The organism is Scandinavium goeteborgense, assembly GCF_003935895.2.
Classification (GTDB): Bacteria; Pseudomonadota; Gammaproteobacteria; order Enterobacterales; family Enterobacteriaceae; genus Scandinavium; species Scandinavium goeteborgense.
This window is the reverse complement of the sequence record NZ_CP054058.1, coordinates 1,429,356-1,450,088: the sequence shown is the minus strand read 5'-3', so window position 1 is coordinate 1,450,088 and position 20,733 is coordinate 1,429,356. Positions and strand designations below refer to the sequence as shown.

The 20,733-nt window shown below is 56.6% G+C and carries 18 protein-coding genes; 10 read left to right on the top strand and 8 right to left on the bottom strand.

From position 1 onward, the window contains the following. The first annotated feature begins 4 nt into the window (after positions 1 to 4). Complete coding sequence (gene stbD / locus A8O29_RS07645; RefSeq protein WP_125354309.1) at positions 5 to 1,333, top strand: fimbrial usher protein StbD; 1,329 nt, start codon at positions 5 to 7, stop codon at positions 1,331 to 1,333. Next, positions 1,299 to 2,036 carry a fimbrial assembly chaperone gene (locus A8O29_RS07640; RefSeq protein ID WP_125354310.1) on the top strand — a complete coding sequence of 246 codons (738 nt, stop codon included), beginning with the start codon at positions 1,299 to 1,301 and terminating at the stop codon, positions 2,034 to 2,036. Before stbD ends, A8O29_RS07640 begins: the two co-directional genes overlap by 35 nt. Positions 2,037 to 2,097: 61 nt before the next feature. Here A8O29_RS07640 and bglX read toward each other — a convergent pair whose 3' ends face one another. Then, positions 2,098 to 4,395, bottom strand: a complete 2,298-nt coding sequence (gene bglX, locus A8O29_RS07635) for a beta-glucosidase BglX (protein WP_125354311.1) — start codon at positions 4,393 to 4,395, stop codon at positions 2,098 to 2,100. A gap of 211 nt (positions 4,396 to 4,606) precedes the next feature. On the opposite strand from bglX, the gene dld reads away from it, so the two are divergent. Together dld and A8O29_RS07625 are read left to right on the top strand one after the other, a co-directional pair. After that, positions 4,607 to 6,370: a D-lactate dehydrogenase gene (dld, locus tag A8O29_RS07630; protein ID WP_125354312.1), complete on the top strand. Its 1,764-nt coding sequence runs from the start codon at positions 4,607 to 4,609 to the stop codon at positions 6,368 to 6,370. Between the two features lie 235 nt (positions 6,371 to 6,605). After that, entirely contained in the window at positions 6,606 to 7,160 is a 555-nt protein-coding gene (locus A8O29_RS07625; RefSeq protein ID WP_125354313.1) for a GNAT family N-acetyltransferase, read from the top strand. 231 nt (positions 7,161 to 7,391) lie between these two features. Here the strand turns inward: A8O29_RS07625 and pbpG are convergent, their stop codons facing one another. Together pbpG and A8O29_RS07615 are read right to left on the bottom strand one after the other, a co-directional pair. After that, positions 7,392 to 8,339: a D-alanyl-D-alanine endopeptidase gene (gene pbpG, locus A8O29_RS07620; protein WP_133460351.1), complete on the bottom strand. Its 948-nt coding sequence runs from the start codon at positions 8,337 to 8,339 to the stop codon at positions 7,392 to 7,394. A gap of 177 nt (positions 8,340 to 8,516) precedes the next feature. Continuing rightward, positions 8,517 to 9,104, bottom strand: a complete 588-nt coding sequence (locus A8O29_RS07615) for a Yip1 family protein (RefSeq protein ID WP_110509453.1) — start codon at positions 9,102 to 9,104, stop codon at positions 8,517 to 8,519. A 172-nt stretch (positions 9,105 to 9,276) separates the two neighbouring features. Here A8O29_RS07615 and A8O29_RS07610 point away from each other — a divergent pair, with 172 nt between their 5' ends. Continuing rightward, positions 9,277 to 9,861, top strand: coding sequence for a DedA family protein (locus tag A8O29_RS07610; protein WP_125354343.1), 585 nt, complete (start codon positions 9,277 to 9,279; stop codon positions 9,859 to 9,861). Positions 9,862 to 9,887: 26 nt separating this feature from the next. On the opposite strand, the gene A8O29_RS07605 is transcribed toward A8O29_RS07610, so the two are convergent. Both A8O29_RS07605 and mdtQ read right to left on the bottom strand, forming a co-directional pair. After that, positions 9,888 to 10,661 (bottom strand): SDR family oxidoreductase, encoded by a 774-nt coding sequence (locus tag A8O29_RS07605; protein WP_125354314.1) that lies wholly within the window; start codon positions 10,659 to 10,661, stop codon positions 9,888 to 9,890. Between the two features lie 56 nt (positions 10,662 to 10,717). Beyond that, a complete protein-coding gene (gene mdtQ / locus A8O29_RS07600) occupies positions 10,718 to 12,151 on the bottom strand; it encodes a multidrug resistance outer membrane protein MdtQ (RefSeq protein ID WP_125354315.1) in 1,434 nt (477 codons plus the stop codon). A gap of 250 nt (positions 12,152 to 12,401) precedes the next feature. On the opposite strand from mdtQ, the gene A8O29_RS07595 reads away from it, so the two are divergent. After that, positions 12,402 to 13,136 carry a class I SAM-dependent methyltransferase gene (locus tag A8O29_RS07595; protein ID WP_125354316.1) on the top strand — a complete coding sequence of 245 codons (735 nt, stop codon included), beginning with the start codon at positions 12,402 to 12,404 and terminating at the stop codon, positions 13,134 to 13,136. On the opposite strand, the gene A8O29_RS07590 is transcribed toward A8O29_RS07595, so the two are convergent. Together A8O29_RS07590 and dusC are read right to left on the bottom strand one after the other, a co-directional pair. Then, on the bottom strand, positions 13,137 to 15,011 hold the full coding sequence (locus A8O29_RS07590) for a flagellin N-terminal helical domain-containing protein (protein WP_125354317.1): 1,875 nt from the start codon (positions 15,009 to 15,011) through the stop codon (positions 13,137 to 13,139). 81 nt (positions 15,012 to 15,092) lie between these two features. Beyond that, on the bottom strand, positions 15,093 to 16,040 hold the full coding sequence (gene dusC, locus A8O29_RS07585; RefSeq protein WP_125354318.1) for a tRNA dihydrouridine(16) synthase DusC: 948 nt from the start codon (positions 16,038 to 16,040) through the stop codon (positions 15,093 to 15,095). 222 nt (positions 16,041 to 16,262) lie between these two features. On the opposite strand from dusC, the gene A8O29_RS07580 reads away from it, so the two are divergent. The 4 genes from A8O29_RS07580 (at position 16,263) to sanA (ending at position 19,207) form a co-directional block, all read left to right on the top strand. Beyond that, positions 16,263 to 16,667, top strand: a complete 405-nt coding sequence (locus A8O29_RS07580) for a CidA/LrgA family protein (protein WP_125354319.1) — start codon at positions 16,263 to 16,265, stop codon at positions 16,665 to 16,667. Next, positions 16,664 to 17,359 carry a CidB/LrgB family autolysis modulator gene (locus A8O29_RS07575; protein ID WP_125354320.1) on the top strand — a complete coding sequence of 232 codons (696 nt, stop codon included), beginning with the start codon at positions 16,664 to 16,666 and terminating at the stop codon, positions 17,357 to 17,359. Before A8O29_RS07580 ends, A8O29_RS07575 begins: the two co-directional genes overlap by 4 nt. A gap of 125 nt (positions 17,360 to 17,484) precedes the next feature. Then, positions 17,485 to 18,369 carry a cytidine deaminase gene (cdd, locus tag A8O29_RS07570; RefSeq protein ID WP_110509425.1) on the top strand — a complete coding sequence of 295 codons (885 nt, stop codon included), beginning with the start codon at positions 17,485 to 17,487 and terminating at the stop codon, positions 18,367 to 18,369. Positions 18,370 to 18,493: 124 nt separating this feature from the next. Continuing rightward, entirely contained in the window at positions 18,494 to 19,207 is a 714-nt protein-coding gene (sanA, locus tag A8O29_RS07565) for an outer membrane permeability protein SanA (protein ID WP_110509423.1), read from the top strand. Between the two features lie 39 nt (positions 19,208 to 19,246). Here the strand turns inward: sanA and A8O29_RS07560 are convergent, their stop codons facing one another. Continuing rightward, positions 19,247 to 20,614 (bottom strand): GGDEF domain-containing protein, encoded by a 1,368-nt coding sequence (locus A8O29_RS07560; protein WP_125354321.1) that lies wholly within the window; start codon positions 20,612 to 20,614, stop codon positions 19,247 to 19,249. Positions 20,615 to 20,733 lie beyond the last annotated feature (119 nt).

Sequence of the window (20,733 nt, the reverse complement as noted above, 5' to 3'; positions counted from 1 at the left end):
CGGCATGCGCGTTCACGCCCGATCGCTTCTGTTTGTTGCGAGCCTGCTTTTCAGCACCTCGCTGCTGGCCAACTGTATAAAGGTCACCAACACTTCGTCGCTGTCGGCAGCCGCGATTGCCGCGGGTTACACCGCCGCCAGCTGGACCGGGGCGTGCGATACCTGTTCCGGTAACATTGGCCTGCCCGCCACCATCAGCATTAACAGCGGCAGCAACTTCCAGCCCTCCGGCACGCTGCTGGCCAGTTCGGTGGGAAGTTTCCTCACCAGCGCGAGCAATAAAGCCTATTCCAGTAATCAAATTCTCTATCGCTGCCAGCTGGCGGACGCGGGAAGTTTGTTTGAGATGTACGCCACCAACGGCGACAACGCCTATACCGGGATGTACACCTCCTCAGAAGTGGACGGCGCATACTATGACGTCGCCAAAAACGTGGCGGTGCGCATTACCAATCTCAGCAGCGGCGAGTATTACAGCCGTTACTGGAAACAGCGCCAGCTCACCGCCGACAGCTGGTTTGAGGATGGAACCTACATCTATATTCCCGCCAGCGCGTTCAGCAACGTGCTGTACGAGATGTATAAAATCAACTCCACCAGCTATTACCTCAGCGCCGCAAACATGTACAAAGACGCCTATACCCAGCCGCGCGGCTACATCGCCTTTAAAGGGCCGGGGCTGGACACCAACTCCCTGAAAGACGGGATGGACAGCCTCTCCTACTACTACGGCTGGTACGGCAACTGGCCCGCGGCCTGGAGCACCTGGGGCAATGTCACCTATGTGCGCGGTGCCCTGTGCCAGGTGAAAGATTATCCGGCGGTGGTGTTGCTGCCGACCGTCAGCAGCGCGGTGCTACAGTCCGGCGGCAGCAGTCAGGCACCGTTCAGCGTCAGCTTGCAGTGTGAGGCGGGCGCGAAATCCAGTACCAGCGCGTCGACGTCCAGCGCCGCCAACGTCTCGATGGGCTTCCTGGTCAATCAACCGACCGCGGTGTCTGCCGCAAAAACGCTGGGGCTGACCACCTCCGGCGGCGGATTAACCTGGCTGCTGGACAACCAATACGGCGCCAGCGGCGTGGCCTCCGGCGTCGGCATTCGTATTTATAACCGCACGGGCGCGGCACTGAATCTGCTGCCGGACCGCGCCAGTACCGGTACCGGCAACGCGCGCGGCTGGTACGCCTATCAGGATCTGACCTCGCTGGTCTCCTCCGATACGGTCAATACCTACAGCGGTGATTTTACCGCCTCGCTTGAGGCTCTCAGTGGACAAACAATCACAGCAGGAACCGTGAATGCGCAGTTGCAAGTGGTGGTCAGTTTCCAGTAGCGCCCTCGCCGCCCTGCTGCTGTGGGCCAGTGCCACCAGCGCGGCGGTGAATATCGACCGGACGCGGCTTATCTTTGCGGCCTCCGATAAGGTGCAGTCGCTGAATCTGTCGAACGACGGCGATACGCCGATGCTTATCCAGGCGTGGACCGATAACGGCGACGTGGATTCGTCGCCGGATACCAGCCAAACGCCGATTGTGGTGGTGCCGCCGGTATTCCGCATGCTGCCGGGCGAGCTGCGCTCTTTACGCCTGATGCTCAGCGCTCGCAGCCAGCTTGCGACGGACCGCGAAAGCCAGTTCTGGCTCAACGTATATCAAATTCCGCCGAATACCCAGGCGACGCAAAACGGGGCGCGCAAGGTGGTTTTGCCGTTACGACTGCGCCTGAAAGTGTTTATCCGCCCGGACGGGCTGACCGCACCAACGGACAGCGATGAACAGCAGCTGCGTTTTAGCGTTGAGGGCCAAACGTTGCGGATTGAAAACCCGACGCCGTGGTTTATGAGCCTGACCGTTCATCCCGGCAAGCAGAAAGCGCTCGGTGGCCTGATGGTTGCGCCCAAATCCTGGCTGGAGGTGCCGCTGAGCGCTCCGCTGGCTGCGGGTGAAATAATGCGTTACGACGTGATTACGGACTCGGGCAATGCGCGCAGTTATCGCGTGTTGCCAGGAGGGAAAGCAGAAGGATTAAAACAATAACGAAGAGTGTTAACTGAGACTTGGCCCCTTCCCGACCCGTGCGGAAAGGGGCATTTTTTTATTACTGCAGTTCGAACTCGCCCTGCTTCACGCGGGCAGAATCGACGCCGATAAAGACGTTGAATTTACCTGGCTCTGCGGCGTTTTTCATTTGCTGGTTCCAGAACTTCAGCGCTTTGACGTCAATCGGGAAGCTGACGGTCTGGGTTTCACCCGGCTTCAGCGTCACCTTTTCAAAGCCGCGCAGCTGTTTCACCGGACGGCTCATCGACGCGGTCACATCCTGCACGTACATCTGGATAACCGTCGCACCTTCGCGTTTGCCGGTGTTGGTCACGTCAACGCTGGCGGTCACGCTACCGTCGACCTTCATGGTCGCGGCAGACATTTTCACGTCAGACACGTTGAAGGTGGTGTAGCTCAGACCATAACCGAACGGATACAGCGGACCGTTGGCTTGATCGAAGTAACGGGAGGTGTATTTGTTCGGCTTGTCGGCGTTGTACGGGCGACCAGTGTTCAGGTGGCTGTAGTAGGTCGGAATCTGGCCCACCGAGCGCGGGAAGGACATCGGCAGTTTGCCCGACGGGTTGTAGTCGCCAAACAGCACGTCGGCGATGGCGTTGCCGCCTTCGGTCCCGGCGAACCAGGTTTCCAGCATCGCGTCAGCCTGCTGATCTTCCTGCACCAGCGTTAACGGACGGCCGTTCATCAGCACCAGCACCAGCGGTTTACCGGTGGCTTTCAACGCGGCAATCAAATCTTTCTGACTCTGCGGAATGCTGATTTCGGTACGGCTGGACGCTTCGTGGGCCATGCCCTGCGCTTCACCGACGACCGCAACCACTACGTCAGACTGCCTGGCGGCAGCAACCGCTTCGTCAATCATCGCCTGTGGTGAACGGGTATCCACTTTCACCGCTTCTTCGTACAGATTGAGGAAGTTGACGATGTCTTTGTCGTTGGTAATGTTCGCGCCTTTGGCGTAAATCACTTTGGCGTTATCGCCGACGGCGGTTTTGATCCCATCGAGAACCGGCACAGACTGATCAGCCACACCCGCAGCGGACCAGCTGCCCATCACGTCACGCTTGCTGTCGGCCAGCGGACCGACCACGGCAATGGTGCCGGATTTTTTCAGCGGTAGTGTGTTCAGACGGTTTTTCAGCAACACCAGGCTTTCACGCGCCACTTCACGCGCATCGCTGCGGTGCAGACGGCTTTCAGCATTGGTGTCCTGCGGGTCAGAATCTTTCGGCCCCAGGTGGCTGTACGGATCGTTAAACAGACCCATGTCATATTTGACGTTCAGCACGTGGCGGGTGGCATCGTCAACTTCAGCCATCGACACTTTGCCGCTCTTGATAAGCTCCGGCAGATATTTGCTGTAGTACTCGTCGCTCATGCTCATGTCGATCCCGGCTTTCAGCGCCACGCGGACTGCGTCTGACGGATCCGACGCCACACCGTGCTTGATGAGCTCTTTAATCGCGCCGTGATCGGAAATGGTGATGCCTTTGAAGCCCCACTCTTTACGCAGAACGTCTTTCAGTAACCAGGAATCGGAGGTCGCCGGGGTGCCATTCAGGGAGTTCAGCGCCACCATCACGCCGCCGCTGCCCGCATCCAGCCCCGCTTTGTACGGCGGCATGTAATCGTTGAACAGACGCTGCGGACTCATGTCCACGGTGTTGTACTCTTTCCCGCCTTCCACTGCGCCGTACGCCGCGTAGTGTTTGACGCTGGTCATCACCGAGTAACGCTCCGCCGGACTTTTGCCCTGCATCGCTTCGACCATGGTTTTACCCATCATCGAGGTTAAATAGGTGTCTTCGCCGAAACCTTCAGAGGCACGTCCCCAGCGCGGATCGCGTGACACGTCGACCATTGGCGCCCAGGTCATGTTCAGGCCATCGTCGGCGGCTTCGTAGGCGGAAATGCGGCCCACGGTACGCACCGCGTCGAGATTAAAGGAAGAGGCAAGGCCGAGGCTAATCGGGAAGACGGTACGCTGACCGTGAACCACGTCGTAGGCGAAGAAGAGAGGAATTTTCAGGCGGCTGAGTTGCATCACCTGATCCTGCATGGCGCGAATGTCTTTGCGCGTCACGGTGTTAAAAATCGCGCCTACCTGGCCGTCTTTGATCATCTCGCGGATGGCTTCTTTCGGGTTGTCCGGGCCGACACTAATCAGACGCAGCTGACCGATTTTTTCATCGACGGTCATTTTCTTGAGCAGAGCGGTGACAAACGCATCGCGCGCCTCTGGCGTCAGCGGGTGGTTGCCGAACATTTCGTCGGCCATCGCGGGTTGTAGCGCAAGGCTAACGGCAACGCCAACAGAACAAAGCCATTTCATCTTATATTCTCTCTCTTCAGACCGGGTATCTCGGCAAAAGCCTGCCAAAAAACAGCAGTTTGCCATAAGCCTGATAAGGGTGCGAACAGTATGCGGAGGTTATGCTCTGAATTTTCACTCAATTCCTGCACAAAATTGTCATACAAAGCGCTATTCTTGAGTCACGAAAAAAGCGCCTCACCACACTTTCCTCATCACAAGGAGTGAGAAGATGTCTTCCACGACAACACATGATAATCACGCTTTTCTGTCTGAACTGACCCGCCTGGTGGGCCATTCACACCTGCTGACCGACCCCGCCAAAACCGCCCGTTATCGCAAGGGCTTCCGTTCGGGCAATGGCGATGCGCTCGCCGTGGTATTCCCCGGCACGCTGCTGGAGCTGTGGCGCGTACTCAGCGCCTGCGTCCAGGCCGACAAAATTATTCTGATGCAGGCCGCCAATACCGGTCTGACCGAAGGCTCTACGCCAAGCGGCAACGATTACGACCGCCAGATTGTGATAATCAGTACGCTGCGCCTCGATAAGCTGCACCTGATCGACAACGGTCAGCAGGTGCTGGCGTATCCGGGCACCACGCTATATTCGCTGGAAAAAGCGCTGAAGCCGCTCGGCCGCGAGCCGCACTCGGTGATCGGATCGTCGTGCATTGGCGCGTCGGTGATCGGCGGGATCTGCAATAACTCCGGCGGTTCGCTGGTGCAGCGCGGCCCGGCATATACCGAAATGTCGCTGTTCGCGCGCATTACCGACGACGGCAAACTGCAGCTGGTGAACCATCTGGGCATCGACCTGGGTGAAACCCCGGAGCAGATCCTCAGCAAGCTCGACGACGATCGCCTGAAAGAGAGCGACGTGCGGCACGATGGCCGTCACGCCCACGATCACGACTACGTTACCCGCGTGCGTGACGTCGATGCCGATACCCCGGCGCGCTATAACGCCGACCCGGAACGCCTGTTTGAATCTTCCGGCTGCGCCGGGAAGCTCGCCGTTTTCGCCGCACGTCTGGATACGTTCGAAGCCGAAAAACGTCAGCAGGTGTTTTATATCGGCACCAATCAGCCGGAAGTGCTGACGGAACTTCGCCGCCATATGCTGGCCAATTTCGCCAATTTACCGGTGGCCGGAGAGTATATGCACCGCGACATTTATGACATCGCGGAACAATACGGCAAAGACACCTTCCTGATGATCGACAAACTCGGCACCGATAAAATGCCGCTGTTTTTCACCCTGAAAGGCCGCACCGACGCGATGCTGGAAAAAGTGCCGCTGTTTAAGCCGCACTTCACCGACCGCTTTATGCAGAAGCTCGGCCACGCCTTCCCGGCACACCTGCCGGATCGGATGAAAAGTTACCGTGACCAGTACGAACATCATTTAATGCTGAAGATGGCCGGAGACGGCATCGACGAGGCGAAAACCTGGCTGACGGAATTCTTCAAAACCGCCGATGGCGCGTTCTTCGCCTGTACACCGGAAGAAGGCAGCAAGGCCTTCCTGCACCGCTTTGCGGCAGCGGGCGCGGCGATTCGCTATCAGGCGGTCCATGCGGATGAGGTGGAAGATATTCTGGCGCTGGATATCGCCCTGCGCCGCAACGACACCGACTGGTTCGAGCGCCTGCCGCCGGAAATCGACAGCCAGCTGACGCATAAACTCTATTATGGTCACTTTATGTGTCACGTTTTCCATCAGGATTACATCGTTAAGAAAGGCGTGGACGCGCACGCGCTGAAGGAACAGATGCTGGCTCTGCTGCGCGAGCGCGGCGCGCAATATCCTGCGGAACATAACGTGGGCCATCTTTATGAAGCGGTGGAGTCGTTAAAACAGTTTTATCGCGAAAATGATCCGACCAACAGTATGAACCCCGGCATTGGTAAAACCAGTAAGCAGAAATATTGGGGTGAAAGTCATACGCCCGAAGATGCTGAAAGCGTAACTGAAGTAACCCCCTCCCAGAATTAAGGGGGAGTAGTGTATTGCTGCTTAACTCCGATTACAGTAGCGGTGAAGGGTCAGAGAAACGTTTCTCTGACCTGGTCAATTGCTAAACGCAAGGCGTAACTGTTGCAGCCAGTTTGGCTGCGGACAGCGCGGAAAAACCGGAGCGTACACGAAGTACGTGAAGATTTTGAGCACTGCCCAAGCCCAAAATGGCAAATAAAGTAGCCTGATACCGAGGCTCGAGGAGTGGTTTAATATGTCAGCGGTGGATGTCTTATACGGTGCAGAGGTTGAAATTCGCGAAGCCAGACTTGACGATGCGCCTGCGATTGCCGCTCTGTACGCCTGGCATGTGTTAAACGGTCGCGCCTCTTTTGAGGAAATTCCGCCTTCTGTCGATGAGATGCGCGAGCGGATGAACGTCGTCGCCGGACAGGAGCTGCCGTGGCTGGTGGCGCTCTATCGCGGCATTATCGTCGGCTACTGTTACGCCAGCCATTATCGCCCTCGCCCGGCCTATCGTTACACCCTCGAAGAATCCATTTACGTTGATGCCAGCATGACCGGGCGCGGCGTCGGCAGTTCATTGCTCGCCCGATTGATTGAGGTGTGCGAACAAGGCCCCTGGCGCCAGATGGTGGCGGTGATCGGTGATGGCAACAACAATGCCGGCTCGCTGCGGTTGCATAAAAAACACGGGTTTGAAGTAGCCGGACAGCTGCGCAGTGTCGGCTATAAGATGGGTGACTGGCGAGATACGTTGATTGTGCAGCGTCCGCTCAACGACGGTGACTGGACGCTGCCGGAGTAGTTTTATTGCCCGGCGGCGCTGTCGCTTGCCGGGCCTACAACCACGGATAGTTTCCGTAGGCCCGTGAAAGCGGGCACACATCGACGGATAGTTTCCGTAGGCCCGTGAAAGCCGGGCACACATCGACGGATAGTTTCCGTAGGCCCGTGCAAGCGACAGCGCCACCGGGCACACATCGACGAATAATTTCCGTAGGCCCGTGCAAGCGCTAGCGCCGCCGGGCAATTCCTGTCAATCCGCCTGTGCTATCTGCTGCGACGAATTCTGAATGGCACTCGCCATCTGCGCTTCTTTCTGCTTTTTGTAGGCCAGGGCCGCAGGCGGTACCGGCATCACTTTCCCGGTTTCTACCCAGGTCCGCAGACGGCTGGCATCCGCAAAGTGCGTATATTTGCCGAACGCATCCATCACCACCATCGCCACCGGACGATTGTTCATCACCGTACGCATCACCAGACAATGGCCCGCCGCGTTGGTAAACCCGGTTTTGGTCAGCTGGATGTTCCAGTTTTCGCGATACACCAGATGGTTGGTATTACGGAATGGCAGCGTGTAATTCGGGTTGCTGAAGGTCGCCATGTCTTCTTTGGTGGTGCTCAACTGGCCCATCAGCGGGTACTGTTTGGTGGCAATCAGCAATTTGGACAGATCGCGCGCGGTCGATACGTTATGAATCGACAGGCCCGTTGGCTCCACATAATGCGTGTGGCTCATGCCCAAGGATTTCGCCTTGGCGTTCATGGCGCGAATAAACGCGTCGTAACCGCCAGGGTAATGATGCGCGAGACTTGCTGCCGCGCGGTTCTCGGATGACATCAGCGCCAGCAGCATCATGTTTTTACGACTGATATGGCTGTTCAGGCGTACGCGTGAGTAAATCCCTTTCATCTCTGGCGTATGGCTGATATCCACGCTTAACATTTCATCGAGCGGCAAATGGGCATCCAGCACCACCATCACCGTCATCAGCTTGGTTATCGACGCAATCGGGCGCACCAGGTCTGGCTCGCTGGCATAAATCACTTTATTGGTGTTTAAATCGACAATCATCGCGCTACCGGAAGCAATGTCCGGCTGCGATGCAGCGGCGGCCACGGCAGTTTTGGCACTCGCCTGAGGCGCGAAAGGTACTGCCAGCATCAGCGCGAGGCTGAGCAGAGAAACTCGAAATTTAGGCATCGTGAGGTGTCTGGTAATTATTTACGCAAGTTATGATTTCGGGAGGCATTTGTATGCACTTCACAAACGCAAGCCGGGGCATCATACCGCGCCAGAGCTTTCTCGTGCCACTAGTTAATCGTGAATAAATGCTGCATAGCGGGCGATGAAATCATCAATACCCGCTATGCGTTAAGGTCAGAATAAACGATAGCCATAGCCCCACAGAATAACGGTCGCCGCCAGCAGGACTTCGAGGACCAGCACCCCAATCGCCAGCGTCGAACTGGCAAAGCTCATCCCCTCTTCCCGGTTAATGCCGAGGAACATCGGAATGCCGATGTACAGCAGGTAGCCGGTGTAACACAGCGCCACAGTCCCGACCAACGCACACAGCCAGACCAGCGGATACAGCGCCACGATGCCGCTGAGGAAGATAGGCGTCGCCACGTATCCGGCGAACACCATGCAACGCTTGAGCGACGGTCGTTGCGGATAATTACGCGCCATCCACCAGATGACCCGTCCCATTACCGCGACCCCGGCCAGCATCAGGCCATAAAACAGCACCGCCAGCGCGAAGCCGGTGAACAGTGACAGTTTTACGGTGGTGCCATCGCCAAAGTTCCAGCCGATTTGGGTGGTGCCGATAAACGCACAGATAACCGGGACCGCCGCCATCGCCAGCACATGGTGGGTGTAATGATGCGAGACGGTTTCGTTCTCGCTCTGAATGACTTGCATTTCACGATCGGGATGGGAGAAAAGTCCCCAGACATGATTCATAAAGCCTCCTTTATCGGCTTCACACAGCATGAGCTAAGTATAATGCACGCTGGCGATTATATTTTGTACAACCCCAAAAAGAGCGCCACGGCAGAACGCCCGTTGCCTGGTGATTGTCATTCAGGGGTGTATGCTTAAAGGATTCGGCATTGAGGGAGACAATAAAACCCGTATGGATATCAATAATCTGATTAGCCACTATGGCTACGCCGCGCTGGTTATCGGGGCGCTGGCCGAAGGGGAAACGGTTACCCTGCTCGGCGGTGTTGCGGCCCACCAGGGTCTGCTGCGCTTCTGGCTAGTGGTCGCGTCGGTAGCGCTCGGCGGGATGATTGGCGATCAGGTGCTATACCTTCTCGGACGCCATTTCGGCGGCCGCCTGATTAAACGCTTTTCCCGCCATCAAAAGAAAATCCAAAAGGCGCAGCGGCTGATTCAGAACCGCCCGTGGCTGTTCGTCATCGGCAGCCGTTTTATGTACGGCTTTCGGATTATCGGCCCGGTGCTGATTGGCGCCAGTCGTCTGCCGCCGAAAATCTTCCTGCCGCTCAATATCGTTGGTGCGCTGGTGTGGGCGGTGCTGTTCACCACGTTGGGGTATCTCGGCGGGGAAGTGATCGGCCCGTGGTTGCATCATCTGGATCAGCATATTAAGCACTGGGCATGGCTGATTATCGTCGCGATTGCGGTGATTGCGGTGCGCCTGTGGTTCAGTTACCGCGACCGCAAAGATGCGAAATCCGATGACAAAGAGTAAGGCGCAGGTTCGCTGCGCCGTATTGATCAGCCCTGTTTTTGTGACAGAAACTGTGGATTCACCAGCATAAATCCACCGTCGACAATCAGCGATTGCCCTGTCACGTACGTCGCATCATCAGAACACAGCCACGCCACCAGCCCGGCGATCTCCTCGGTTTTACCCGGCCTTGCCATCGGCACATTAGGCAGCGAACCGGGCTCCACGTCATCATCCTTCAAATTATTCATCGCCGTGGCGATGGCCCCCGGCGCAACGGCGTTGACCAGAATGTGGTGATCCACCAGTTCGAGTGCCAGGGATTTGGTCAGCCCGCCGAGGGCATGTTTGGCGGCGGTGTAGGCGCTGGCCTGCGGCAACGGGGTGTGCTCGTGCACGGAAGTGATGTTAATGATCCGCCCGCCTTCGCCCTGCTTGATCATGTGTCGGGCTGCAATCTGCGAGCACAGCAATGCGCCTTCGACGTCCACGCAGAAGGTTTCCCGCCAGTCGTCCAGCGTCACGTCGAGTACAGAAGATTTGGTCATTCGCCCGGCGTTGTTGACCAGCACGTCAATGCGGCCCAGCCGTTGAATAAGAGTATCCAGCGCTTGCGCGCCCTGTGGAAGATGGCTTAAATCGAGTTGAATGGCCTGAGCCTGGCAGCCCAGCGCGTTGAGTTCCTGCACGGTTTGACGGGCGCCCTGTTCATCAGAGTGCCACGTCACGCCGAGCGTGAAACCTTTGCGCGCCAGTTGCAGCGCGCACTGTTTACCAATCCCGGAATCCGATGCGGTGACGACCGCGACTTTTGTTGTCATGAGTACCTCCTGGCGTTGTCCAGGAGGTAAGTATAGGAAAGTCACACCGCGGGGGATTATTTTCCGGTGTAGTGGTAGCCACCACCGAGCGCGGAGGTCAGCTGAATGCTGGCATCAACCCACTGGCCCTGAAGGCGCAGCGAACCGATTTGCTCCTGCAAGGAAGGCAGTTTCGCCATGCTGACCTGAGAGCCAGACAGGATCCCGGCCGACAGTCGCGCCTGCGCCTGCTGCACTACGCGATCAGAGTCTTTCATCACCTGCTGTTGCTGCTGGTTTTTCTCCATCAGCGTTTCCAGCTGGCTGGCCGTTTTCGCGACCTGATTGACCGCATCCACCACTGCTTTGTTGTAGTTGGCAACCGACAAATCACGCTGCGCATCGGCGATATCCAGGTTCGCATTCAGGCGACCGCTGTCGAAAATCGGCAGCGTCAGACCGGCGGTGATGCCCATCTGGTTCGCAGAATGTTTGAACAGGTCGCTCAGGTGCAACGCATCCTGTTGCAGGAAGCCCATCAGGTTAATGTCCGGATAGAACGCCGCTTTCGCCGCATCCACTTCGCTCATGGAAGACTGGATATACCAGTTCGCTTCCTGGAGGTCAGGGCGACGCGCCAGCAGGTCGTAACCCAGCGACGCAGGCATCTGCGTTTTCACCGCCGGAAGCGCGACCTGATGCAGCGACAGCGCGCTGCTCTGGCTGTTGGTCAGCGCCATCAGACGGGCTTCGATTTCCTTCATGTTACCGGCGACTTCGGTCAGCTGCTGATCGGTTTTGCTGACGCTGATGTCATTCTCCGCCCCTTCCACGGAGGAGGTAATGCCGCGGGAATAGAGTGCTTTATCAACGGAGATAATGCTGCTCTGTTCCTGCTTGACCTGCTCGAGCACCTGTTTGATGCCCGCTTCGGTCTGCCACTGCCAGTAGAGACGCGCCACGCTGCTCGCCAGCACCTGGCGGGTTTGCGCCAGCTCTGCGGAACGGGCTTTGACCATCCCGATACGCGACTGTACCAGCGCACGGTTTTTGCCCCACAAGTCGAGATCCCAACCTGCAGTCAGGCCCAGCGTGCCGTTGGTGTACCACGGACCACCGCCTTCGTGAGTCGCAAACGGCCCCATCAGACCTTCAGCAGACATTTGCTGACGCTCAACGTTAGCGCCGAAATCCACTTCCGGGCCGAGTTGTGATTGCGCCATCTGCGCCTGTGCTTCTGCCAGTTTGATGCGCTGCTGCGCCACCTGCATATCAGGCGCATTGCTTAACGCGCTGTTGATCAAATTGTTGAGCTGAGGATCGTGATAATCCTCCCACCAGGTACTCTGCGGCCAGCCATTTTGCAGGGCCACCGGAAGGGTGTTATCAACATGAGAAGCAGGTAATTGCTGTTTAACAGGGGCGCCAGTGTCGTGAGACGGTGCGCAACCGGACAACACAGCAGCCAGCGGCAAGCAGAGCATTGCTGCGACAAGAGCAGTACGTTTCATATCGTTATTCTGTTTTCGGAAAGGACGCGCATTTTATTACGAAATGCAGATTGGTGTTTAGGAAAGCGTGTCAACCTCTAAAAAGCAATAGCCCGACATATTCGGACAGTGATCTTCACACTGACTCCCCAATCTTAGCCCATAAAAAGCGGTCTGAATTGACAACGCCTGACGGGAGAAGGTTTTATATTCACCCGGTCGCACTGAAGGGTTACGGTGGGCCGTATAACAATCACCTCAGGGAGGGTCTATGACTCAGAATATTTACGACAACCCGCAGTTTTTTGCCGGTTACGCCACGCTCGACCGTTCGGTCAAAGGGCTGGATGGCGCACCCGAGTGGCCAGCGCTACAGGCCCTGCTGCCAACTCTACATGGCAAAAAGATTATCGATTTAGGCTGCGGCTACGGCTGGTTCTGCCGCTGGGCGCAGGAGCACGGCGCGGCCCACGTATTGGGCGTGGACGTGTCAGAAATGATGCTCAATCGCGCCCGGGAAATGACCGCTGCGCCGCAGATTGACTATCAGCGCGCTGACCTCGAAACGCTGTCGTTGCCCGCTGCGAGCCTCGATTTAGCCTACAGCTCGCTGGCCCTACACTATTTGCTGGATATCGACGGACTGTTCGCCACGCTGTTTCAGGCCCTGAAACCGGGCGGACGGCTGGCGTTTTCCGCCGAGCACCCGATCTACACGGCGGCGCTACAGCAGGGCTGGTTCGTGGATAACGATGGACAAAAATCTTGGCCGGTGAATCATTATCAGCAGGAAGGCGAGCGCATCAGCAACTGGTTTGCCGACGGCGTGAAGAAGCAGCACCGCAAACTCGCCACGTGGCTCAACGCGCTGATTGCCGCGGGCTTTGTGATTGAGCACGTCGATGAGTGGGGCCCGAGCGTGGAGCAAGTTGCTGCGAATCCGGGGCTTGCGGAAGAGAAAGAGCGTCCGATGCTCTTTCTGCTGAGTGCGAGAAAACCGGGCTGATTAGCCCTGTAACAGCGACAGCACGGCCTGCGGTTGCTGGTTCGATTTCGCCAGCACTGAATTGCCCGCCTGCTGCAAAATCTGCGCTTTTGAAAGCTGCGACACTTCCTGCGCATAGTCCGCGTCCTCAATCCGCGAACGGGACGTACTGAGCGCAGTAGACGTCGCTGTTTGCACGTTCTGCACCGAATCCAGCCGGTTCATGGTCGCTCCAAGCTGGCTGCGACGCTGGTCGACGCGGGCAATCGCTGCATCAAGCGTCGCCAGCGGGTTATCCGGGTTACGCAGGCGGATCCCGTCTCCCGCTTCGCGCAGATTAATGAACGTCCGGCCGGTGGCCACATCGGTCGAAGCGGAATAACTGTTCGGGTAGTAAATCTGAACGTCGCCGCTGCCATTGAGCGTTTTGATCAGCAGTGAGCCGTCGGTCTGCTGCACCAGCGTCGCGGTTTTGCCGTCCGCCCCCAAATTCATCATGTAATTGCCGTCGGCATCGCGGGCTAACACATTGCTGAACGTTTGGCCGTCGTTGTTGGTGTAATTGAGCTGCATTTTGTCCGGGTCGAGGGTCACGTACGACGTGCCACTGACGGTGGTGACGTCGCTGAACGCGGGCTGCGCCGTGGCGGTGTTGGCTTTGACGGTTACTGACGGCGTGCCGCCATCGCTGGTGACCGAAATTGAAGCAGTGAAGTAGCTGAAATCCCCACCGCCGTTATCCACTTCCATAAAATACTGGCTGCCGTTTTTCACTAGTCGGGCCGGATTACCCACCGCCGCCCCGCTGCTGTCGACAAACGACGGCACGCTGCTGGTGAAGTCTACCGCTGACGTGGTGCCGACGTTCACAGGTGCCGTGAGCGCAGTCTGTGCCACTGGATTGCTGACTTTCGCCTGCATCGCGCCGGTCGGTCCCCAGCGTAATTCAGCTTCGAAATAGTCGCTGCCCTGCTGGATATAGAATTTACCGTTGCTGTTCACCAGCGCATCGGCGCTAATCGGCACGTCGGTGTTGTCCACAAACGTCAGGCCAGTAACCGTTCGCGACGGCAACGTGGCGACGCTGCCGTACAGCGGGGTCATCGAGCTGGCGCTGACCGTCACGCTGCTCGCCTCTGTGGCGGTGTTGTAACTTGCGCCGTAGTTGGCGGCCAGATAAGTATTTTTGCCCTGCGCGTCGGTACCCTGAATATAAAGCTGCCCGCCGCTGCTGCGGACCAGCGTCGCCGACGTCAGTGTGCCGCCGGTGTTAAACGTGAGGCTGGTGGAGGCGTCACTCAGGGAAATATTAGATGCGCTGCCCACCAGCTGGTCGGTGGCGGTGACTTTGCCGCTGATCCCACGGATGACCAAATCCGTCAGCCCGAGTTCATCCACGCTGAAGCCCGGTTTACCGAGGAAAAGTCCAAGCGTTTCTTTGTCGTTGATGCCGACCTGGATCGGGATGCTGCCCGCGCTGCCGTCGAGCACGTTTTTTCCGTTAAAGGTGGTCTGAGAATTAAGGCGGGCTATCTCTTTGAGGTTGGTGTTGATCTCCGCCTGAATGCTGTCGGCATCTTCGAGCGAGTAGGTGCCACTTAAGGACTGGACCGATAGCTCACGGATGCGCTGTAAACGCTGGTTCACCTCGCTGAGCGCGCCCTCGGCGGTTTCCGCCATCGAGCGCCCGTCGCTGGCATTGCGGCTAGCCTGAATCAACCCACGGATTTGGCTGCCCATGCGGTTGGCAATCGCCTGCCCTGCGGCGTCATCTTTTGCGCTGTTGATGCGCATTCCCGAGGATAGGCGTTCAATCGACTGCTGCAATACGGAGCTGCTTTTTAATGCGTTGTTTTGTACTACCAGAGTGTTGATGTTGGTGTTTATCCCGGTCATTTTTCGCCTGCATTTTCAGAATGCTTTCAGACGTTATCGTCACGGGACAACAGAAATTTAGATTAATAAGACTACCTATTTTCAGAGTTGACGCTGGGCGTATTTCTCAATGGCGTCGGCGATAGAGTTCGAATCCTGCAAAGTGCGGATAGTGGTGAACAGCGTCGTCGCTTCGTCATACTCTTTTCGCAGGTAGCCGAGCCACTGTTTGATGCGCGCCACGTGGTACAGCCCGGTATCGCCCTGCTTTTCCAGGCGGCTGTATTTGCGCAGCAGTTCAGTCACTTCCGGCCATGGCATGCGCGGGGCGTTGAATTTCACCACCCGGCTCAGATTGGGAATATTCAGCGCTCCGCGGCCAATCATCACCGAATCACAGCCGGTGGTCGCCATGCAATCCTGCGCGCTTTGCCAGTCCCAGATTTCGCCGTTGGCGATAACCGGAATCGACAACCGGCTGCGGATGTCGGCAATTGCCTGCCAGTTGATGCGGTCGGCTTTGTAACCGTCGTCTTTGGTGCGACCGTGTACCACCAACTCCGTGGCGCCAGCCTGCTGAACGGCATCGGCAATTTCAAACTGACGGTCGCTGCTGTCCCAGCCGAGACGTACTTTCACCGTCACCGGTAAATGCGCAGGTACCGCTTCGCGCATCGCTTTTGCACCGCGATAGATGAGATCCGGGTCTTTTAACAGCGTCGCCCCGCCGCCGCTGCCGTTCACCACTTTCGATGGACAGCCACAGTTGAGATCGACGCCCCAGGAGCCGAGTTCTACCGCGCGGGCGGCGTTCTCCGCCAGCCATTGCGGATGCTGGCCCAGCAACTGGACGCGCACCAGGGTACCGGAATCGGTCCGGCTGTTGTTCAGCAACTCCGGGCACAGACGATGGAAGGATTTTGCGGGCAGCAGCTGATCCACCACCCGCAGAAATTCGGTGATGCAAAGATCGTAGTCGTTGACCTCGGTCAGCAACCCGCGAACCAGTGAATCAAGTACGCCTTCCATCGGCGCCAGCAGAACACGCATATCAGTATCCGGAGAAAATTGGAGCGCTATGGTAGCGTTGTTACCCCGCGGTTTGAAGCCCCATTTCAACTACACTGTATGCCAAAGATTTCTCGCGCTTTTTAGCGCTTTGCCCAGGGTGCCAAACGGGAATATTTTGTATGCTCATAATTCATGATGTGATCGGTAGCACATTCCAGGGTTTAATTGTATGATGAATGCGTTTCATCAAGGGCTATGACCATGAGCAAAACACTGAACATCATCTGGCAATACCTGCGTGCTTTCGTGCTGATTTATGCCTGTCTGTACGCCGGAATCTTTATCGCGTCGCTGCTCCCCATTACCATTCCGGGCAGCATTATCGGAATGCTGATTCTCTTCGTGCTGCTGGCACTGCAAATTCTCCCGGCGAAATGGGTGAACCCTGGCTGCTACGTTCTGATCCGTTATATGGCGCTGCTGTTTGTGCCGATTGGCGTGGGCGTGATGCAATATTTTGACTTGTTGCGCGCGCAGTTTGGACCGGTGGTGGTCTCCTGCGCCGTCAGTACGTTGGTGGTGTTCCTGGTGGTCAGCTGGAGCTCCCATATCGTGCACGGCGAACGCAAAGTCGTGGGTCAGGACAGCGAGGACAACAACCAATGATGCATTATATCTGGTGGTCCTTGCCGCTTACGCTGCTGGTCTTTTTCGCCGCACGCCGTCTGGCTGCCCGCTTTAAAATTCCGTTGCTGAACCCGCTGCTGGTGGCGATGGTGGTCATTATTCCGTTCCTGCTGCTGACCGGCATTCCTTACGATCACTATTTTAAAGGCAGCAAAATCCTCAATGATTTGTTGCAGCCCGCCGTGGTAGCGCTGGCCTACCCGTTGTACGAACAGCTGCATCAGATTCGCGCCCGCTGGAAATCGATCATCACTATCTGCTTTGTCGGCAGCGTGGTGGCGATGGTTACCGGCACCACCGTGGCGCTGTTGATGGGCGCGACCCCGGAAATCGCTGCGTCGGTTTTACCGAAATCCGTGACTACGCCGATTGCGATGGCGGTGGGCGGCAGCATCGGCGGTATCCCCGCAATTAGCGCCGTGTGCGTCATTTTCGTCGGCATCCTCGGCGCGGTATTTGGCCACACGCTGCTGAACCTGATGCGCATCAAAACTAAGGCTGCTCGCGGTCTGGCGATGGGCACGGCGTCGCACGCGTTGGGCACGTCGCGTTGTGCAGAACTTGATTATCAGGAAGGGGCGTTCAGCTCGTTAGCGTTGGTTATTTGCGGGATAATCACGTCATTATTGGCACCTTTCCTGTTCCCGCTGATTCTGTCGGTGGTCGGATAACGCGATGCGTCACACAATTTTCATTCAAATTTCATAAGTTGCATAAAAAATAAGATCTAAATCACACATTACCCGGTAACAGGTCCGTACACTGTCATCCCTTAACCTGTAAAGAGGCAATTGCCATGCATTCACGTTTTCAATCTGCTTTCCCGCAACTCAGTGCGGAACTGCAGTCAGCCCTCGCTCCGGTGCTCGCTGATGTGCATTTCCCTGCCATGCTGAGCGCCGAGCAGGTCTCCGGGCTGAAATCGGCCACGGGACTGGACGAAGACGCGCTGGCTTTTGCACTACTGCCGCTGGCCGCAGCCTGCGCCCGGGCTGACCTCTCCCACTTCAACGTTGGCGCTATCGCCCGCGGCGTGAGCGGCACCTGGTATTTCGGTGGCAATATGGAATTTATCGGCGCCACCATGCAGCAAACCGTTCACGCGGAACAAAGCGCCATCAGCCACGCCTGGCTGCGCGGTGAAAAAGCGCTGAAAGCGATTACCGTAAACTACACGCCGTGCGGCCACTGCCGTCAGTTTATGAACGAGCTGAACAGCGGGCTGGAACTGCAAATCAACCTGCCAGGGCGCGAACCGCACACCCTGAAAGATTATCTTCCGGACGCGTTTGGCCCGAAAGATTTGGATATCAAAACCCTGCTGATGGATGCCCAGGACCACGGTTATCCGCTGGATGGCGATGCGCTGACCCAGGCCGCAATCCAGGCTGCCAACCATTGTCATGCCCCATACAGTAAGTCCCCGTCCGGCGTGGCGCTGGAGCTGCACGACGGTACGATTTTCTCCGGCAGCTACGCCGAGAACGCCGCGTTCAACCCAACGCTGCCCCCGTTACAGGGCGCATTGAACCTGCTGAGCCTGAACGGGTACGATTATCCGGACATTCAACGTGCCATGCTGGCCGAACGCGCCGATGCGCCGTTGATTCAGTGGGACGCCACCGTCGCGACCCTGAAAGCGCTGGGCTGTCAGAATATTGACCGCACGCTGCTGGCTTGATATCACAGCGCGGGCAAAAACGCCCGCGCTGCTGAAAATCCCCCCAATTAAACTACTGTTTCTTGCGATTGACCCGCGGGTACAGTAGCCTGAGTAAATCTTCTTCCACCACTGAGTCAAGTCCATGTTAAAGCGCGCGTTATACAGCCTGTTAGTCCTGGTAGGCTTGCTGCTGTTGACTGCATTGGGTCTTGACCGCTGGATGAGCTGGAAAACCGCCCCGTACATCTACGATGAGCTACAAGACCTGCCCTACCGTCAGGTCGGCGTGGTGCTGGGCACCGCCAAGTATTACCGCACCGGGGTTATCAATCAGTATTACCGCTACCGTATTCAGGGCGCGCTAAACGCCTACAACAGCGGCAAGGTGAATTACCTGCTGCTGAGCGGTGATAACGCGTTGCAGAGCTACAACGAGCCCCGGACGATGCGCAAAGATTTAATTGCCGCAGGTGTCGATCCGGCAGATATCGTGCTCGATTACGCGGGCTTCCGCACGCTGGACTCCATCGTCCGCACCCGCAAAGTGTTCGACACCAACGACTTCATCATCATCACCCAGCGTTTCCACTGCGAGCGTGCGCTGTTTATCGCCCTGCATATGGGGATTCAGGCGCAGTGCTATGCCGTGCCGTCGCCGAAAAATATGTGGAGCGTGCGGGTGCGCGAATTTGGCGCCCGTTTTGGCGCGTTAGCCGATCTCTATTTGTTCAAGCGCGAACCGCGTTTTCTTGGGCCGCTAGTGCCGATCCCGGCGCAGCATGAAGTGCCGGAGGATGCGCAGGGCTACCCGGCGGTGACGCCGGATCAGCTTCTGGAATTGCAGGCAGGGAAATAAACGCTGACCGCCGGCGCACCGGCGGCGGGTAAAGGCAGGTTAGGCTTTAAACTCCACAACCTTGTTACGGCCGGTGTTTTTCGCCTCGTATAACGCTTTGTCCGCTTCATCCACCAGTTTTTGGTAATCCGGGTGGCCGCGATAGTGGCTGACGCCAAACGAAGCGCTCAGCTGCAACTTATAGCCGTCAGGCATCTCGCACGGCGAATTGAAAATCTTCTCGCGAATAGACTCCACAAAATTAAGCGTCTGCTGTTTGCTGTATTCCAGATACACAATCATGAACTCTTCCCCGCCGTAGCGGAACACGTAGTCGCTGGCGCGGGTGCTGTCGGTCAGGATCGTCGCCAGATGACGCAATACTTCGTCACCCGCAGAGTGGCCCCAGGTATCGTTAATTTTCTTGAAGTGATCGATATCCAGCATCACCACCGATAAATTGCGCCCGTTCTCCATCACCAGCTTGACTTCATGCTTGAGAATGGTGGACATAAAGCGACGGTTGAGCAGCTTGGTTAAGGCATCTTTACCGTTTTCCAGACGCGTGGCATCTTCAAACAGCGACGTGAATAAGTTATTGATGATCATCGTCTTCGCGCGGATATCGCTTAACAACGACTGAATATATTCCAGCGCGCTGCCTTCGGTATTGGCGGTTTTTTGCAGCATGCCGTCGATCTCTTGAATCAGCATCCCAATCTTGGAAATTTCCGGCTGATTGCCAAAATGCTGGCCGCATTTGTGACGGAACCACAGGCCAAACTCCGAGTCGTTCAGCAGGTAAGACTGGATATTGCTGGTGCGCGATACCAGCGCGTAAATCAGCCCATTTTCCCAGTTAAATAGCGCCGCCTGCTGTTTGCCTTTTTCGAGTTCAGGATTATCAATCAGGTTGGAGATACGGTAGGACTCTTCGTTCTTCGCTTCATTGAGCTGATAATTTTCATAGGCATAGGTCATCAGCTCGCTGGCAATCTGAATCGATACCGAAACATATTTCTGCATCAGCACGCTGGTTTTCGGCTCTAATTCCAGCGACTGAATGTAGGTCAACATTTCCTGAGTAATGATACGCATGCCTTTCAGCACCAGGCTTGCCGGAATGCCCACGCGTGAGTGGATATTGCCGATCTCATACTGATGCGCGGCAAACCCGAGCAGTTCTTCCCCTTTCAGAGTCAGCGCGTTGATAATCCACTTTTTCATTGAGTTGCGAAGACGGGACTGCACGACGTCAGAACTGATGTAGGCGCTGGCATGCGGATCGGTGAGCATGATGTCGTAAAACTCATCGGCCAATGTGCCTGCTTTTTCTTCCGCGATCGCGGTTAACGTCACCAATGCGGGTTCGGGAAGAACGCAGGAAAACTCCATCCATTCTTGTACAATTTTTTCGCTATAGTTCATGAATTACTCAATGTTGATATCACGGCAGACGTGGCAGTTTTCTTGTCAAAGGCAGGAAATACGGTTGCTTAAGGCGGGATATTCCCGTGCGGAAAGCCACAATCAGAGAAGGCATTTGA

What these genes read in the sequence shown, in the direction of transcription:
- stbD (WP_125354309.1), top strand. Translation starts at nt 5, where the DNA reads ATGCGCGTTCACGCCCGATCGCTTCTGTTTGTTGCGAGCCTGCTTTTC.
- A8O29_RS07640 (WP_125354310.1), top strand. Translation starts at nt 1,299, where the DNA reads ATGCGCAGTTGCAAGTGGTGGTCAGTTTCCAGTAGCGCCCTCGCCGCC.
- bglX (WP_125354311.1), bottom strand. Translation starts at nt 4,395, where the DNA reads ATGAAATGGCTTTGTTCTGTTGGCGTTGCCGTTAGCCTTGCGCTACAA.
- dld (WP_125354312.1), top strand. Translation starts at nt 4,607, where the DNA reads ATGTCTTCCACGACAACACATGATAATCACGCTTTTCTGTCTGAACTG.
- A8O29_RS07625 (WP_125354313.1), top strand. Translation starts at nt 6,606, where the DNA reads ATGTCAGCGGTGGATGTCTTATACGGTGCAGAGGTTGAAATTCGCGAA.
- pbpG (WP_133460351.1), bottom strand. Translation starts at nt 8,339, where the DNA reads ATGCCTAAATTTCGAGTTTCTCTGCTCAGCCTCGCGCTGATGCTGGCA.
- A8O29_RS07615 (WP_110509453.1), bottom strand. Translation starts at nt 9,104, where the DNA reads ATGAATCATGTCTGGGGACTTTTCTCCCATCCCGATCGTGAAATGCAA.
- A8O29_RS07610 (WP_125354343.1), top strand. Translation starts at nt 9,277, where the DNA reads ATGGATATCAATAATCTGATTAGCCACTATGGCTACGCCGCGCTGGTT.
- A8O29_RS07605 (WP_125354314.1), bottom strand. Translation starts at nt 10,661, where the DNA reads ATGACAACAAAAGTCGCGGTCGTCACCGCATCGGATTCCGGGATTGGT.
- mdtQ (WP_125354315.1), bottom strand. Translation starts at nt 12,151, where the DNA reads ATGAAACGTACTGCTCTTGTCGCAGCAATGCTCTGCTTGCCGCTGGCT.
- A8O29_RS07595 (WP_125354316.1), top strand. Translation starts at nt 12,402, where the DNA reads ATGACTCAGAATATTTACGACAACCCGCAGTTTTTTGCCGGTTACGCC.
- A8O29_RS07590 (WP_125354317.1), bottom strand. Translation starts at nt 15,011, where the DNA reads ATGACCGGGATAAACACCAACATCAACACTCTGGTAGTACAAAACAAC.
- dusC (WP_125354318.1), bottom strand. Translation starts at nt 16,040, where the DNA reads ATGCGTGTTCTGCTGGCGCCGATGGAAGGCGTACTTGATTCACTGGTT.
- A8O29_RS07580 (WP_125354319.1), top strand. Translation starts at nt 16,263, where the DNA reads ATGAGCAAAACACTGAACATCATCTGGCAATACCTGCGTGCTTTCGTG.
- A8O29_RS07575 (WP_125354320.1), top strand. Translation starts at nt 16,664, where the DNA reads ATGATGCATTATATCTGGTGGTCCTTGCCGCTTACGCTGCTGGTCTTT.
- cdd (WP_110509425.1), top strand. Translation starts at nt 17,485, where the DNA reads ATGCATTCACGTTTTCAATCTGCTTTCCCGCAACTCAGTGCGGAACTG.
- sanA (WP_110509423.1), top strand. Translation starts at nt 18,494, where the DNA reads ATGTTAAAGCGCGCGTTATACAGCCTGTTAGTCCTGGTAGGCTTGCTG.
- A8O29_RS07560 (WP_125354321.1), bottom strand. Translation starts at nt 20,614, where the DNA reads ATGAACTATAGCGAAAAAATTGTACAAGAATGGATGGAGTTTTCCTGC.